The organism is Streptomyces sp. HSW2009 (assembly GCF_040240285.1).
Classification (GTDB): domain Bacteria; phylum Actinomycetota; class Actinomycetes; order Streptomycetales; family Streptomycetaceae; genus Streptomyces.
In genome coordinates this window covers 1-15,750 of the sequence record NZ_JBEHZD010000129.1, presented here as the reverse complement: position 1 = coordinate 15,750, position 15,750 = coordinate 1, and the positions used below count along the sequence as shown (strand labels likewise).

Below are 15,750 nucleotides of genomic sequence, written 5' to 3'. Positions count from 1 at the left end.
GGGGGGGGGGGGGGGGGGGGGGGGGGGGGGGGCGGGGGGGCGGGGGGGCGGGGCGGGGGGGCCGGGGGGGGGGGGGGGGCCGGCCCCCCGCCCCGCCCCGCCCGCTGGACGACGGTCGCCCGGCGCCGGTCCTCAGCCGGTCGCGCAGCCTGCCTTCGGCGCGGCCCCGGCCTCGGTGTCGGCCACGGGGACGGCGCCGGGTGCGGCGTCCGGCGCTGAGCCGGTGACCTCAGAGCCGGCGACCGCCGGGCTGGTGACCGCCGGGCTGGCGGCGTCCGAGCTGGCGACGATGCGGCTGATCTGGGCCGGGGCCGCTGGCGCGGTCTGCCGGTGGATGCGGACGGCCACCACCGTGGTGCCGACCGCGAGGGCGGCGAGCGCGGCGCCGGTCCAGGCGACCGCCGGGTAGCCCCAGCCGGCGCCGATGACGAGGCCGCCGAGCCAGGGGCCGAGCGTGTTGCCGATGTTGAACGCGGAGGTCGTGGTCGCACCGGCCAGCGTGGGCGCCTCGCTGGCGACGTTGAACATCCGGGCGTTGAGCGCGGGCGCGGTGGCGAAGGACGTGACGCCGAGCAGCAGCGACAGCGTCACGGCGGCGACCGGCCACTGGGCGGTGAGGGCCAGCAGCGCGAGCACCACGGTGGATGCGGTGATGCCGCCCGAGATGGTGCCGAACAGGTGGGCGTCGGCGATCCGCCCGCCGACGGCGGTGCCGATCAGCGCGCCGACGCCGAACAGCCCGAGCACCGTCGGCACCCAGCTCTCGGCCATTCCCGAGGTCTCGGTGAGCAGCGGCCCGAGGTAGGAGAAGAGCGCGAAGACGGCGCCGCCGTTGAGGGCGGTGGTGACCAGGGCGAGCCAGACCTGGCGGTCGCGGTAGATGAGCAGTTCGCGGCGGAGCGAGGGGGCGTCGGCGCCGGTGGCCGGCGCGGTGCGCGGCACCAGCGCGACCACGCCGACGAGCCCGACCGCGGAGAGCGCGGCGACCGCCCAGAACGCGGCCCGCCAACCGGCGTGCTGGCCGAGGAAGGCGCCGGCCGGGACGCCGGCGATGTTGGCGATGCTCAGCCCGCCGACCATGACGGCCATCGCCCTGGCCCGCGCGGTCACCGGCACCAGCGACACGGCGACCGATGCGCCCACCGCCCAGAACCCGGCGCAGGCCAGCGCGCTGATCACGCGGGAGGCGAAGAGGAGTCCGTACGAGGGCGCGACGGCGCCGGCTATCTGCCCGAGGCCGAAGACGGCCAGCAGCGCGATCAGCGTCGTACGGCGCGGCAGCCGCAGCGTCGCGGCGGCCAGCACCGGCGCGCCGACCACCATGCCGACCGCGAACGCGGAGACCAGCAGGCCGGCCTGGGGGATGGAGACGCCCATGTCCCGGGCGAGCGGCTGGAGCAGCCCGGAGAGCATGAACTCGGAGGTGCCGAGGGCGAAGACGGAGAGCCCGAGCACGTACACCGCGATGGGCATCCGGTTGCTGGTGGGCGGCTCGACGGCGGCGGCAGGGGCTGCGGCGGCGGGTGCCGCGGTGCGTTCACTGGGGACGGGCATGACCACCATAAACAGCCACCCGCCACTCACCATTCCCGCCACCGTCCCCGGCGACCTGCGGTCACCTGGTCGCCTGCGGCTGGCCATGCGGGAGTCGTCTCGTGCGGGATCGCCCCGTACGGGAAGCCGGTGCGTACGGGCCCGGCGCGTACGGGCAGCCGCCTCGTACGGGCAGCCGTCTCGTACGGACGGGAGTCCTCCGGTGGGCGGGGCGGCCGGAGGCGGGCAGGCGCCCCCGCCCGGGCGAGCGGGTGCGGTCAGACGCGGCCAGACGCGGAATGCACGGCCATGTGTGCGGCCAGACGCGGCAGGCGCGGCCGGCCAGGGAAGGTGCGGCCCGGTGGGTGGCCGATTCACCCGCCGAGGAGTTCCAGTTCGGTGGCGAGGTTGTGGCGGGCCGGGCGCTCCCAGCGGTCGTGGCCGGTCGGCGTGGTGAACAGCCGCTCCAGTGCGAGGAGTTGACGCAGCACGTCGGCCCGGCCGGCGCGGAACGCGGCCTCGGGGACGAACGCGTACTCCTCCCGTACGGCCGCCGCGTAGGCCGCGTACGCCGCGGGAGCGCCGGCCAGCACCGCCAGGTCGGCGTCGCACAGCACCTGGCCGTTGCGGTCGCCCGCGCCCGGGTCGTGCCCGGTGGTGAGCCGGACCAGCCGGGCCACCTCGGCGGTGGTGGCCGCCGGCACGCCCGCTTCGGTCAGGGCGCGCTCGGCCAGCCGGGCGCTGCGCTCCTCGTTGGTCGAGCGGTCCGGGAGGTAGACGGCGGCGTGGAACCAGGCGGCGAGCCGCACCGCGTCCGGGTCGTCCGCGTGCTCGGCCAGCGCGTCGACGTGGTCGAGCACGGCCAGCAGGTGGTCGGTGGTGTGGTAGCGGCGCTGCGGCTCGGCCCAGCGGGCCAGCAGGTTCGCGCCGTACGCGGCCGGGTCGGGCCCCGGCGCGTCGCCGCGGGCCCTGCCGAGCGTGTGGGACCAGCGGGCGAGCAGGGCTTCGGTGGCGGGATGTGGCCCTTCCCCGGCCGGGCCCGCGGCGTCTGCTGCCGACGCGGCGGGCGGGTCCGCCGCCGGTGGGGGCGGCGTATGCGCGGCGGACGCCGGCCCGGGGTGCGGGTCGGACGGCTGGTCGGGGTGGGGGCTGGGGATTGGCATAGGCCAATTGTGGGGCGCGTCTTCCGGTTGCGGCCCGGGGTGTGGCAGGCTGTGTTACATGTCTAGACCAATTCTTGAGGTGAGCGCGCTCGACGGGGCCGACGCGATCGCGGCCGAGGCCGGAGGGGCGGACCGCCTCGAACTGGTCACCGACATGGCAGCCGACGGCCTCACCCCCACGCTCGACGGTTTCACCGCGATCCGGTCCGCCGTCGACCTTCCGCTACGCGTCATGCTGCGCGCCACGGACGGCTTCGCGGCCGGCACCGCCGAGCAGGTGGCCGCGCTGTGCGCGAACGCCCGCGAACTGCGCGCGGCCGGCGCCGACCAGTTCGTCTTCGGCTTCCTGAACGACGCGGGCCAGCCCGACCTGGCGACCGTGCGCGCCCTGGCCGAAGCGGTCGAGGGCGCCCCGTGGACCTTCCACCGCGCCATCGACCGGGCCGCCGACCGCGACCTGGCCCGCAAGCGCCTGCTCGACCTGCCCGGCCTGGACACGTACCTGACCGCGGGCGCGGCCGACGGCGTCACCGCCGGCCTCCCCGTACTGGTGGCCGAAGCGGCCCGCGGCGCGGCGGCCGAACCCGGCTACGAGCCGACCATCCTGGTGGGCGGCGGCCTCCACCTGGACCACCTCCCCGAACTCCGCGCCGCAGGCATCAACGCCTTCCACATCGGCGGCGCGGCCCGCCCCCAGGGCTGGTCGGGCCCGGTGGAGGCGGAGGCGGTCGCGGGGTGGCGGGCGGCGTTGGATGCGTCGGTGAGGGTGGGCTGAGGGGGAGTGCGCCGTTGGCGCCCCCCTCGACGCCGACACGTGACCTGGGCGTGATCCCGTACGGGCGCTGCCCGTTGTGCGAGTGCTGTCCGTCGTACGAGCACTAGCCGTTGTACGGGCCCCGGCCTTGGCGGCAACGCCTTGCGCCCGGGGCCCGCCGGGCCCCCTCTTCGACTCCGGTCGTATCCAGGCCATGCATTGTCTCGGCCCACTCCGAGAAGTCATCTGCCGAGAATTGCCCGGCGAGAAATTTGACGAGAACGTCTGCCGCGTCGGCGCGGGTCAGTTAGACGATCTCATCGATAGGGCCAGCGCTGCCGGCACGGGCCCGCTCGACGAGAAAAGATGCGCCAGCGTGCCGAGCGTCAGAGTGTCGAATCCCCACTCCACCCCACCGCCAGAGCCCGCAACGCGTCATCGATCTCGGCACCTTTGTAGCCGGTCCGATAGAAGATCTCGGCCTCGCCCAGAGCGTCGACCGTGAACCTGAGGATGGCAGGCCACAGGCGAGCTAGGCGCTGCGGAAGCAGCGTTGAATGCTCGGTCGGTGACGGTGCCGCATGTCGTACGGGGGCCGTTGGACGGCCTGGCTGAGCGTCCGTATGGTCGCTGATCCCGATGGTGATGCTCAAGACGTCTTCCGCACGTGCGTGATCCACGAAGGTGCGAATTTCCTCAACGGTCGCCAAGAGCGCTTGTGCATCTTCTTGCGAGCATCCCTGTTTGGCGAGACTTGCTTCTCTCACTTCGGTGAGGTGGTAAGTCAGTTGGAATATGACCTCGAACTGGGAGGCGCTGAGAGAGGTTGTGCACACCATGGGCGTCACGACTTCCAATCATCTAAGGATAGTGTCGAAGTAGCGTTTCCCTTCGGACGGCGTGAAGACGGTTCCTCCGTTGCCGTCCTCAATGACGATGGCCTCTTTTTCTGTGTCCCAGTAGCCGACTCGTCCGCGACTAAGGTATCTCACTTCGACATTGGGGGTATCGCCGTTTATTATGCCGTCTACATAATATGGAAGTGCCCTCTCGTCTACTCCCCTGACGAAGTGTGTTCCCTTGCCGTCGGGTCTCTGCGCCGATTGAAGAGCGTGCTGGGAGATATTCTTCGATATCTCGTCGGGTTCTGCGCATGCATGCAACCCCAAGGGGTCCAGCCACCCCAGCGGATTGCCCACGTATCCGTGTTGGTTCCACCCAGCCTTCAACCCCAGCGGATCAGGGCTCGCATACCGGCCGGTCTCCGGGTCGTAGTGGCGGAAGTAGTTGTAGTGCAGGCCCGTTTCCGGGTCGTCGTATTGGCCCGGGAAACGGAGAGGACAGTCGACGTTCTGAGGGTTGGGCAGGGTTGGCAGGGGAGTGCCCCACAGCGTGGTGCGTGGGGACCAGGCCAGGGTGCCGGTTGGAGTGACCAGTTCCTGTGGGGTGCCGATCGGGTCGGTGACGATGGCGTGGAAGCGGAGGCCGGCCTGGGTGAGGACTCGGCTGGGTGGGTCGGGTTGGGCCGGCGCGTAATCGGTTTGGGTGAGTGGACGGTGGGTGGCGGGGGCGTAATCCCAGGTGGTGGCGGCCCCCTCGGTCACCTTGCCGATCGAGACTTGCTCCGCCAGTCGGGTACCGTCCCAGGAGAACCGGATCTCGTCTGCGACCTCTTCGTCGGCGCCGCCCAGACGCTGTTTGGCGGTGCGGCGGCCAAGTGGGTCGTAGATGTAGCGCCAACGGGTGCCGTTCGGGGTAATTACGCTGGTGAGGCGGTCGTCCGGGCCCCAGGCGTAGGCCCAGGTGCGGCGTTGGCCGTTGAGGAGGCGGCAGGTACGCGGGCCCTCCCCTCCTGTGTCGGCTCCGCAAGACGCCTAAACGTCGTACCAATGCTCCATCAGGTCGCCTACGGCCCGGTCCAATACGTCTGTGCGCTGGGCGTCCGAGTCGCCGTCGGAGATGGCCTGGCGCAGTCCCGCAAGCCGCGCTAGTACACCCGGGTCACCTTCCTGCATTGCCTCGATCCACGGTGGTGAGAGGAGGGAGAGGTAGGCGCCCAATAGCGCACGCGTACGTGGTGTGGTCTCTGCCGTGACGGCCGGTTCCCAGTCGTGGACGAGGTGCCGCGCCGGGTCCTCCAACATCCAGCCGGCCAACCTTTCGTCTCCCCACAGCAGTGAAAGACCCGGCGCAACGGCGAGCCGTACCCGCCGCTGTGGGCGAGCGGGGCGCCCCGGGTAGAGGCACACGAGCGCAGTCACCGCATCGTCCCACCATCGGCTCTCCGCCCGGTTCAGATCGAAATTCGTCCCCGGGGTGATCGCGAGCCCTCCCGGCTGCGTCGGCACCGACAGCCACGCCGCACTGTCCTGGGCATCCGCCGGCGGTTCTTCCGGCACGGCGAGCAAGAGGCTCGTCAACAGCCCGCTTCGCGCGTCGAACCGCATCTCGTCACCGTCGAACCACAGCCAGTCGCAACTCCCGGACGTCGCGCGCGCGTGCTTCTCGCGCTCCTGGGTGTTGCCATACGGGCCCGCGGCTACGTACCCGCCGCTCAACGAGTACCGGGAGAGGTGGCCCATTCCGGGGCCCGCGCCGGAATCCGCCCCGATGCCCGTGCCGGTCTCGGACAAGTAGGTGGTCACCGCTTCGGCGATTGCGTAGCGCACGGGGGTCCTTATGGTGAGGCAAGCGATTTTCCAGCCCCAGCGGGTCAGGGCTCGCGTATCGATCTGGCGTAGACGCGACCGAATGACAGCACGTCGAAATGTGCCGGGTGCCGATCAGGGCGCTGGCGAGTGGCCGTTCACCCGGCGGGTCCACCAACGCCCTTACCCCATCGGGGAGTAGCCCCACCAGCCTCCGCGGAGCCACCCCCCTGCACCACCACCGCCCCACACCGCCCTAAATCCCCGCCCAACCCTCCTCCCTCCCCGCCAGTTCCGCCGGTAGGGGCTGGGCGTGGACGATGGTGAGGCCCGAGACGGCTCGGGTGAGGGCTACGTAGAGGCGGCGGAGGCCCGTGCGGTGGGCGGGGATCTGTGGGGAGTGTTCGGTCGAGGCTGGGGCTGCGGTCTCGGCCGCGGTCTCGCCGGCGGGTGTCGTGGGCGGCTGGACCGTGGGGCCGGACAGTAGTGGTTCGCCCGCGACCACCGCGGCCGGTTCGTCCAGGACCACGTAGTCGTACTCAAGGCCCTTGGCCAGCGAGGCCGGGACCAGGGTCAGGCGCGATGCGGCGGTGGTCTCGTCGCCGGGGGCGAGGTGGCTGAGGCCGGCCGCGGTCAGGGCGGTGGCCAGGGCGGGGATGCGGGCGTCCGCGGCGATCAGGCCGATGGAGCCCTCCTGGGTGAGCGCCTCCCGGCAGGCCGCCACGACCTCCGCGTCCAGGGCGGCGGTCCCGCCACCCGGGCCCCCCTCAGCGGCGACACCCTCCCCCGCAGCCGCAGCCGCAGCCGCAGCCGCAGCCGCAGCCGCAGCCGCAGCCGCAGCCCCCGCGGGCGCACCCCCCACCCGCCGAAATTCCAGCGACCCCGGCGACTCCCGGACCGACGTCGCTTCCGCCAGGTCGGGGGCGATGGAGGGGAGCAGTCGGGAGGCGTACGCGATGACCTCGCGCGGTACGCGGAAGCCGCGGGTCAGCTCCTCCACGCGCGCCTCCGGCTTGCCCAGGTGGTGCAGGGCCTCGGTCCAACTGCCGGTCGCCCACGGAGTGGTGCCCTGTGCGATGTCGCCGAGGATGGTCGCCGAGCCGGTCGTGCAGCGCCGGCCCACCGCCCGGTACTGCATCGGCGACAGGTCCTGCGCCTCGTCCAGGACCACGTGCCCGAGCGAGGGGGTGCGTTCGATCAGGTCGGCGGCCTCGTCGATGAGCACCGCGTCCGCCGCCGACCACTTGGCCGACTTCGGGCCGCGCGCCGGCTTCTCCCACCGCAGGGTGTGCTGTTCGGCCTCGCTGAGGATGCCTTCCGCGTGTTCGGCGAGCGCCTCGGGGTCCGAGAGCAGCCGCAGCACCAGCTTCACCGGGTCGACCGGCGGCCAGATCTCCTTGACCGCCGCCTTGACCGCCGCGTTGCGGGCCACCGCGTCCTGCACCCGGTCGTGCGGCGCCTCGCCGGCCTGTTCCATCCGCACCAGCACCGCGTGCGCGATGCGCTGCGGCAGCGCCGCCCTGGCCGCCCCGTACCTGATGTCGCGGGCCAGCAACTCCCTGACGATCTCCTCCACTTCATACGCCGGGACCCGCCAGCGCCGCGAGCCGCGCACCACGACCACCGGCTCCTGCGGCATCCGCACACCGGAGCGCAGCGCGCGCCGCAGCACCTCGGCCATCCGCGCGTCGCCCTTGATCCGGGCCCGGTCCGCGCCGTCGGTGCCGCGCACCTCCACGTGGGCCACGAGGTCCGCCACCGTCGCCTGCTTGACCTGGAGTTCGCCCAGCGCGGGCAGCACCTGTTCGATGTAGCTGAGGAAGGACTCGTTGGGGCCGATGACCAGGGTGCCGGTGCGGGCCAGCCGCTCGCGGTGCGCGTACAGCAGGTACGCCACCCGGTGCAGGCCGACCGCGGTCTTCCCGGTGCCGGGAGCGCCCTGGACGCACACCGTGCCGCCGATGCCGGCGCGTACGATCTCGTCCTGTTCGGGCTGGATCGTCGCCACGATGTCGCGCATCGGGCCGACGCGCGGGCGCTCGATCTCCGTCTGGAGGAGCCGGCTGGTCTGCTCGCCGCCGTCCGCGCCGGGGCCGCTCAGCGGCTCGTCCTCGTACGCGGTCAACTCGCCGCCGGTGTAGCCGAACCGGCGCCGCAGTACGACGTCCATCGGCTGCTTCGGGGACGCCTGGTAGAAGGGTTGCGAGATGGGCGCGCGCCAGTCGATGACCATGGGTTCGCCGCCCGCGTCGTGGACGTGACGGCGGCCGATGTAGAACTGGTCGCCGACCTCGTCCGCGGTGCTGCCGGCCGCCGGCTGGTCCGGGATCGGCCCCGCCGCGACCGGGGTGGCGGCGGGCGCCTCGGTGGTGTGGTGGGTGTGCCCGTAGCTGAGGCGGCCGAAGAACAGTGGCGTGTCGGAGAGGTCGGCGAGCGCCTTGATCCGGTCGTCGATGGTGCGCCGCAGGGACTCCGCGCTCACCCAGTTGCCGGCCGTGTCGCTGGTGTCCAGCGACTCCACGTCCACCCGCATGGCGCGCAACGCGGCCCGGGACGCGGCCAGGTGCGCCCGCTCCCGACCGAGCGGCCCGCCGTCGTCCGTGCTGGCTGCGCCGTCTGCCCTGGCTGCGCCGTCAGGACCGTCGGGACCTTCAGCGCCGTCGGGACCTTCAGCGCCGTTGGGGTCGTCCGTTGCCGCCACCGCCGGGGCCGGTGGGGCGGGTGGGGCGGGTGGGGCGGGTGCTTCGGCGGGGGGGCGGTCGGCTGCGGACGGTTCCTGGGCGTGCGAGGGCACGGTGTTGCCTCCGGCGGTGGAGCGGAGGTGGACGAACCGTCCGACGGCGCGCGTGGGCGCACGTCAGTGGTCGACACCTACGCGTGGCTGTGAGCGGTTGACCGACCGGTTTCCGTCCGGTCGGCGGCGCTCCCTTGCGGTGAGGGAGGCGGGAAGCCCCGGTCGCCCCGGGGAAGAGCGAGAGTTTAACCATGGGGACGGCCGGGCGCGAGCGAATATTTCCCCGTGGGGGCGGGCCGCGGGACGTCGGGGGCGCGGGCGGGGGTGCGTGGACGGTACGCGGGCGGCGCTGGATCGTACGGGCGGGGGTGCGTGGATCGTACGGGCGGGCGGGTCGCCGGCGGCGCGGGTGGGAGCCGCCGGGGACGGTACGGGCGCGATGCGCAGGGGTTCAGGCGCGATGCGCAGGCGGTACGGGCCGGCGCCGCGCGGGGGCGCGAGATGTTGCGCTGCGTGACCGGCGGTGGGCCGGGAGTGGGCCCGGGGGCGGGGCCGGTCCGGCGGCGGTGGGGACGGGACGGTTCCGCCTCGGGGCAGACATCAGGGTTGGCTCAGGGGCGGCTCCTCCCGGGGGTAGGGGGTCTCAGGGTCGGGCTCCGCCTCCCGTAGGGGACGCCATGGGCCTGGGGGCGGAGGGGCGCCGACCGTCATTTACGCCGCGCGGCCGATGCCCGGGCCGGGTACGGGCACGACGATGGAACACATGACCACCGCGACCGTCACCGCCAGCCCGACCGCCCTCACGACCAGCAGCTTCGGCACCTCCGCCGGGTCCGCAGCACAGCCGTCCGCACACTGCGCGACCGCCTCCACGCCGCGTGCCCGCCGCCCGCTCGGCACCGCCTTCCGTGCCGTGAAGGTCTTCGCCTCCACCGCCTTCAGCGTCGCCGTGCTCGGCGACTACGAGGACGCGGGCGTCCGCCGCAGGTAGCAGCGCCCGAGCCGTGCCACCGGTGCGCGGCCCCTTCCGCCCGGCCCCGCGGCCCCTCCCGTCAGGACCGTGGCCCGGCCCGCCAAGACCACCCCGCCACCGCCACCTCTGACCGCACCCGCCACTGTGGGTGACGCCGCGCCTACCTGAGACCAGCCCGCCCGTACGCGCGCGACCTGCCCGTACGCGCGCGATCGCCTGCCTGCCCCGCTCTGGCCCGTACGCCCCGATTCCGTACGCCCCGATTCCGTGCGCCTCGATCCCGTACGACCCGCGCCCGCACGCCGCACCGACCGCGCCGCCCTCCTCCGTACGGGGAGCCGCCCCGTGCCGCTCCCCAGGCGTCGTCAGACGCCCCCAGACATTCCCGGGCGGCCTCCCCAGACGGGCTGTCCCCAGACGGGCTGTCCCCAGACGGGCTGTCCCTGGGCGGGCCCCGGGACCCGGGTCGCGGACGCTGCCCTCAGGCGTCCTCGCCCGCGAGGAGGTCGCTCGCGTCGACGATCCGGTAGGCGTAGCCCTGTTCGGCCAGGAAGCGTTGGCGGTGGGCGGCGAAGTCCTGGTCGATGGTGTCGCGGGCGACGACCGAGTAGAACCTGGCCTCGTGCCCGTCCGCCTTGGGGCGCAGCACCCGGCCGAGCCGCTGGGCCTCCTCCTGGCGGGAACCGAAGGTGCCGGAGACCTGGATGGCCACGGTCGCCTCCGGCAGGTCGATGGAGAAGTTGGCGACCTTGGAGACGACGAGCACGGAGAGCTCGCCGGCGCGGAAGGCGTCGAAGAGGCGTTCCCGCTGGGCGTTGGTCGTCTCGCCCTTGATGACCGGGGCGCCGAGGTGCTCGCCGAGTTCGTCGAGCTGGTCGATGTACTGCCCGATGACCAGCGTCTGCTCGCCCTGATGCCGCTTGACCAGCGCCTCGGTGACGCGCCGCTTGGAGGCGGTGGTGGCGCAGTAGCGGTACTTCTCCTCGGCCTCCGCGGTCGCGTACGTCAGCCGCTCGCTGTCGGTCAGGTTGACCCGCACCTCGACGCAGTCGGCCGGCGCGATGTACCCCTGGGCCTCGATCTCCTTCCACGGCGCGTCGAACCGCTTCGGGCCGATCAGCGAGAACACGTCCGACTCGCGGCCGTCCTCCCGGACGAGCGTGGCCGTCAGACCGAGCCGACGCCGGGCCTGGAGGTCGGCGGTGAACTTGAAGACCGGCGCGGGCAGCAGGTGCACCTCGTCGTAGACGATCAGGCCCCAGTCCCGCGAGTCGAACAGCTCCAGGTGCGGGTAGATGCCCTTCCGCCGGGTCGTCAGCACCTGGTAGGTGGCGATGGTGACCGGCCGGATCTCCTTCCGCGTACCGCTGTACTCGCCGATCTCCTCCTCGGTCAGCGAGGTGCGCTTGACCAGCTCGTGCTTCCACTGCCGGGCCGAGACGGTGTTGGTGACCAGGATCAGCGTGGTCGCCTTGGCCTGCGCCATCGCCCCGGCGCCCACCAGCGTCTTGCCCGCGCCGCAGGGCAGCACGACCACGCCGGAGCCGCCGTGCCAGAACCCCTCGACGGCCTGCTGCTGGTACGGGCGCAGCGCCCAGCCCTGTTCGTCCAGGTCGATCCGGTGCGCCTCGCCGTCCACGTACCCGGCCAGGTCCTCGGCCGGCCAGCCCAGCTTGAGCAGGGTCTGCTTGATCTGCCCGCGCTCGGACGGGTGCACGGCCACGGTGTCCGCGTCGATCCGCGCCCCCACCAGCGGCTGCACCTTCTTCGACCGCAGCACCTCTTCGAGCACCGGCCGGTCGCTGCTCTCCAGGACGAGCCCGTGCGTGGGGTGCTTGAGCAGCCGCAGCCGCCCGTAGCGCGCCATCGTCTCGGCGATGTCGACCAGCAGGGCGTGCGGGACCGGATACCGGGAGTACTCGACGAGCGCGTCCACGACCTGCTCGGCGTCGTGCCCGGCCGCCCGGGCGTTCCACAGCCCGAGCGGCGTCACCCGGTAGGTGTGCATGTGCTCCGGCGCGCGCTCCAGCTCAGCGAACGGCGCGATGGCCCGACGACAGGCGCCCGCCTGGTCGTGGTCCACCTCCAGGAGGAGTGTTTTGTCGCTCTGGACGATGAGGGGTCCGTTCACGTGGGTGAGTCCTTCCGGCAGAGTGACCCGCCCGGTTATGGACGGCCAAACCTCCAGTTTGCCGCATGCGGCGGAGGCGGAGGTGAGGAACTGCTACGGGACCTTGGAGACGAGGCACGGGCGCTGTGCCCACGGGAGAGTGAATCGCCTAGTGATTGCGCCTAGAGGCTTGTATCGTCGGATTCTGCTCCAGGAAGCTGTTCAGCGACATCTGTAAATGCTTGAGGGGGTTACCGTGCTACTTCGGTTCCAGGTGACCAACCACGCTTCGCTGCGTGACGAGCAGGAGCTGTCCTTGGTCGCCTCCGACAGCCACCCGGGCCGGGCGGAGCGGGAGCTCGCAAGCGGCGGCCACCGAGTCGTACCCGTGGCCGCGATCTACGGGACGAACGCATCCGGCAAGTCGAACGTCATCGACGCGATCGGCTGGATGCGTCAAGCGGTCCTGTCCTCGTTCCGGAGCTGGGACCCGGCCGGCGGCGTTCCGCGCCGCTCCTTCTCGCTCCGGCAGGGCGCGGGGTCCTGGTCGACGTCGTTCACCGTGGACTTCGCACTGAACGGAGTGCGCCACGAATTCGGATTCTCCGTTGACGACGACAAGGTCACGGAGGAGTGGCTCTACTTCTACCCGGAGCGCAGGGCCAGTCGGCTGTACGAGCGCAAGGCGGATGCCACGGTGGTGTTCGGCCGCTCACTGACGGGCCGGAAGAAGATCATTTCTGAGTTGCTCCGTCCGAACAGTCTCTACCTGTCCGTTGCGGCAGCGCAGGGGCATGCGCAGCTCGGTGAGGTGTACCGCTGGTTTCAGTCCGGCCTGCGCCTTGCTACCGACGGGAACTTCAGCGGTCGTCTCGCCCACACGGTCGAGCTTCTGCGCGGAGATCCTGCGCAGGGTCAATCGGCGCCCGTATTGAGGCTGCTTCACTTCGCCGATCTGGGGGTTTCCGGGCTGAAGGTCGAAGACCCGGACGAGGCGGTGATGGACGAGTACCGGCGGCTCATGCAGGTGATGAAAGAAGCGCTGGGAGAGCGGGTGCGGGTCCAGACGAACGACCTTCATTCCGTGCGGGTGGAGCATCGCACCGCGGAGGGAATCTTCCCGCTGGACCTCGCGGAGGAGTCCAGTGGCACGCGTACGTGGATCGGGCTCATGGGGCCCGTGCTCGCCACGCTCGACCAGGGGTCGGTGCTCTGCGTGGACGAACTCGATGCCCGACTGCACCCGTATCTGGTCGATGCCGTCGTCGGGATGTTCCAGTCGCCCGAGGTCAACCGCAAGGGCGCACAGCTGATCTTCAGCACCCATGAGGCTTCCCTGTTGGGGAGGAACGTGCGGTCGGAGCTCTACCGGGATCAGGTGTGGTTCACAGAGAAGGACCCTGACACCTTGGCGACCCGGCTTTTCCCCCTGACGGAATTCCATGTGCGTGACGCCGAGGAAAACCGGGAGAAGAGGTATCTCACCGGACGCTACGGGGCTGTCCCGTATCTGGATGATGATGTGTTACGCGAGATTTCCGAGGCAGTCGGAGGTGCGTAGGTGGGGCATCGCACGAAGCCGTTGCGGCGAGCCGGCAGTTCGCGTTCGGAGCAGCGCAGGTTCCTGATCTACTGCGAGGGCGAACGTACTGAGGACCAGTACTTCAAGGGGCTGCGGCAGGAACTGAAGTCGTTGCCCGTAACGATCAGCATCGGGCCTGATCATGGCGAGCCGTTGTCCTTGGTGCGGTCAGCCGTCAAGCACAAAGACCGAGCCGGGCGATCGGCAGCAGACAGGCATGCGCCCTACGACGAGGGTGTGGTGCGTCGTCGACGTCGAGGCGCCGGCTCCGCATGCCTCCCTCGATGAGGCGATAGCGCTCGCGCGGCGATCCGGTGTGCGGATGGCCCTGTCCAATCCGTGTTTCGAACTCTGGCTCCTCCTCCACATCAAACATGTCTTGGCCTATCAGACCTCGGCCGATGCACAGAGGGCGCTGGAGAAGGACGGCGCCTGCGGCTACGCGGTCCAGCGGAAGCACCTTGACTACGTCAAGCTCGCTGGTCCGGACGGAGCCCGTCATGCCCAAGCCGAGGCGCGCGCCCAGAAGTTGCGTGCCGGCACGGACCGCGGCCACCAAGCCAACCCGTGGACGGACGTGGACATACTCGTGGGGTTGTTGCACGAGGCCCGGTCTGGCGGGCGCTGAGCAGCGAACCCGGAGCCTGGAAGGTCCGCTTCAGTCTCGTGACCGTCGGTCAGCGGAATGAAGCATGGGCCTGCGCGTTCACGCGGGCCGGCAGGACAGCAGGGCGGGGCGTCCCGCCCGGCTTCCCAGGACGCACCCCCACCCCCCTCAAAGCGCCTCATCCGCCAGTTCCGCCACGCCCGTGATCCGGTGGAGTGGGTACGTGCGGACCTCGTCTGCCGTGTGGTCGTAGCCCGTGACGAAGCCGCCTTCTACGCGGACCGGGGCGATCACTCGCTGGCTTGCTGCGCCGTCTGCGTTGACGTAGCCGATCCAGACTGCGGAGCCGGTGAGGGCCGCGGCCTGCATCGTGGCCAGGGTCTCGGCCGATGTGGTGCGGGGGAGTTGGCCGGGGGTGGTGGGAGTCTGCGGTGGTTGGGCGGCGGTTGTGGGGGGTTGGGGGGCCGTGGGGTGGGGTGGTTTGTGGGCTGCTGTTGCTGCTAGGTCGCCGGCGCGGATGGCGCGTACCGCCGCCTGCAACAGCGTGCCGTCGGGCGCCGGCGGGCCGTCGGGTACGGGGGCGGGCGCGATGCGCTGCGGAGTGCGGTACGCGTCGGCGCGGGTGACCAGCACGTCGCCCTCGGCGGACTCCGCCGCCGGCGCGTACCCCATCTCGCGCAGCCGTTCCAGCAGCGCCGTGGGTTCGGCCTGGGCGGCCAGCACGGGGGGCGCGAGTCGGCGCAGTCGCAGGCCGGCGGAGCGCCGGTCGGCCAGGATCTCGGCCAGCAGGGCGTCGTCGTCGCAGCGCAGGTACGCCGACGCCGCGCCGACCCGCAGTTGTCCGTGTCGCCGCGCCACGTCGTCGATCAAGTACGCGAGGGGCTGCGGCACCGGCGTGCGTGCGTGCGCGGCGAGGAAGGCGTGCAGGTCGGCGGCGGCGTGGCCGGAGTCGAGGGCGCGGCGGACGGAGGCCGGCGTGAAGCGGTAGACGGTCGCGCCGCCCTTCGATTCGACGTCGGCGAGTACGGCGAGGACCTCGGCGAGGTGGCGTTCGAGCGGTCCCGGGGCGACGGCGGTCAGGTCGGCCTGGAGCAGTACGTGGTCCAGCGGCTGCGGCAGCAGCGGCGCGAGCAGCCGGGCGGCCACGGCTCCCGCCGCGGCGAGTTCGGCGGCGGTCGGAGCCGGGGTGGGGAGGTCGGCGGAAGCTGTGGGAGCAGTGGGGGCTGTGGCTTGGGTGGGTCGGGTGGGGGCCGGGGTTGTTTTGGAGGGTTTTCGGGAGGTGGTTCCGGTTGTGGTTTTCGCGGCTGCGCCGGCGACGGCTGTGGTGCCGGAGCCCACTCCTGGTTCGGCCGCCGCTCCGGCCCCGGCCCCCGTCCCCGCTCCGGCCCCTGTCCTCGCTCCGGCCCCGGATTCCGTCCCCGTTCCGGTCGTACGGGTGGTTGGGGCGGCGCTCGCGTTGATGAGGGCGCGGCCTGGGGCGGAGAGTGCGCCCCGGCCCGTGATGCCCAGCGTCTCCGCTTCGGTCAGGGTCCAGCGGGCCAGGCGGGTGCGCAGGTCGTCGCCGCTGGTGGGGTCGGCGCCGGCCCCGCCCCCCCCCCGCGGGCGCCCCCCCCGGCGGGGGGGCCCCCCCCCCCCCCCCCCCCCCC

13 protein-coding genes are annotated in these 15,750 nt (G+C 72.1%); 5 read left to right on the top strand and 8 right to left on the bottom strand.

The window, feature by feature from the left end:
- Positions 1-132: 132 nt before the first annotated feature.
- Positions 133-1,473 carry a Cmx/CmrA family chloramphenicol efflux MFS transporter gene (locus tag AAHZ94_RS12670; RefSeq protein ID WP_349992943.1) on the bottom strand — a complete coding sequence of 447 codons (1,341 nt, stop codon included), beginning with the start codon at positions 1,471-1,473 and terminating at the stop codon, positions 133-135.
- 434 nt (positions 1,474-1,907) lie between these two features.
- Complete coding sequence (locus tag AAHZ94_RS12665; RefSeq protein WP_349992941.1) at positions 1,908-2,696, bottom strand: HD domain-containing protein; 789 nt, start codon at positions 2,694-2,696, stop codon at positions 1,908-1,910.
- Positions 2,697-2,754: 58 nt separating this feature from the next.
- Between AAHZ94_RS12665 and AAHZ94_RS12660 the strand changes: the two genes are divergently transcribed.
- On the top strand, positions 2,755-3,471 hold the full coding sequence (locus tag AAHZ94_RS12660) for a copper homeostasis protein CutC (RefSeq protein ID WP_349992940.1): 717 nt from the start codon (positions 2,755-2,757) through the stop codon (positions 3,469-3,471).
- 365 nt (positions 3,472-3,836) lie between these two features.
- Here AAHZ94_RS12660 and AAHZ94_RS12655 read toward each other — a convergent pair whose 3' ends face one another.
- From AAHZ94_RS12655 to AAHZ94_RS12635, 4 genes are all read right to left on the bottom strand, one after another.
- Positions 3,837-4,307 carry a hypothetical protein gene (locus AAHZ94_RS12655; protein ID WP_349992939.1) on the bottom strand — a complete coding sequence of 157 codons (471 nt, stop codon included), beginning with the start codon at positions 4,305-4,307 and terminating at the stop codon, positions 3,837-3,839.
- Positions 4,308-5,054: an RHS repeat-associated core domain-containing protein gene (locus AAHZ94_RS12650; protein WP_349992938.1), complete on the bottom strand. Its 747-nt coding sequence runs from the start codon at positions 5,052-5,054 to the stop codon at positions 4,308-4,310.
- A 270-nt stretch (positions 5,055-5,324) separates the two neighbouring features.
- Complete coding sequence (locus tag AAHZ94_RS12640) at positions 5,325-6,119, bottom strand: hypothetical protein (protein ID WP_349992937.1); 795 nt, start codon at positions 6,117-6,119, stop codon at positions 5,325-5,327.
- Between the two features lie 235 nt (positions 6,120-6,354).
- A complete protein-coding gene (locus AAHZ94_RS12635) occupies positions 6,355-8,799 on the bottom strand; it encodes a HelD family protein (RefSeq protein WP_502964656.1) in 2,445 nt (814 codons plus the stop codon).
- A gap of 796 nt (positions 8,800-9,595) precedes the next feature.
- Between AAHZ94_RS12635 and AAHZ94_RS12630 the strand changes: the two genes are divergently transcribed.
- Positions 9,596-9,823, top strand: coding sequence for a hypothetical protein (locus AAHZ94_RS12630; RefSeq protein ID WP_349992936.1), 228 nt, complete (start codon positions 9,596-9,598; stop codon positions 9,821-9,823).
- A 463-nt stretch (positions 9,824-10,286) separates the two neighbouring features.
- Here the strand turns inward: AAHZ94_RS12630 and AAHZ94_RS12625 are convergent, their stop codons facing one another.
- Positions 10,287-11,936 carry a DNA repair helicase XPB gene (locus AAHZ94_RS12625; protein ID WP_349992935.1) on the bottom strand — a complete coding sequence of 550 codons (1,650 nt, stop codon included), beginning with the start codon at positions 11,934-11,936 and terminating at the stop codon, positions 10,287-10,289.
- 253 nt (positions 11,937-12,189) lie between these two features.
- On the opposite strand from AAHZ94_RS12625, the gene AAHZ94_RS12620 reads away from it, so the two are divergent.
- From AAHZ94_RS12620 to AAHZ94_RS12610, 3 genes are read left to right on the top strand one after another with little or no spacing between them, the layout of a single operon-like run.
- Entirely contained in the window at positions 12,190-13,476 is a 1,287-nt protein-coding gene (locus AAHZ94_RS12620) for an AAA family ATPase (protein ID WP_349992934.1), read from the top strand.
- Complete coding sequence (locus tag AAHZ94_RS12615) at positions 13,477-13,785, top strand: RloB family protein (RefSeq protein ID WP_349992933.1); 309 nt, start codon at positions 13,477-13,479, stop codon at positions 13,783-13,785.
- Positions 13,715-14,125, top strand: a complete 411-nt coding sequence (locus AAHZ94_RS12610) for an RloB family protein (protein ID WP_349992932.1) — start codon at positions 13,715-13,717, stop codon at positions 14,123-14,125. Before AAHZ94_RS12615 ends, AAHZ94_RS12610 begins: the two co-directional genes overlap by 71 nt.
- A 147-nt stretch (positions 14,126-14,272) precedes the next feature.
- Here the strand turns inward: AAHZ94_RS12610 and AAHZ94_RS12605 are convergent.
- A partial coding sequence (locus AAHZ94_RS12605) for a helicase C-terminal domain-containing protein (protein WP_349992931.1) occupies positions 14,273-15,750 on the bottom strand: 1,478 nt, incomplete at its 5' end.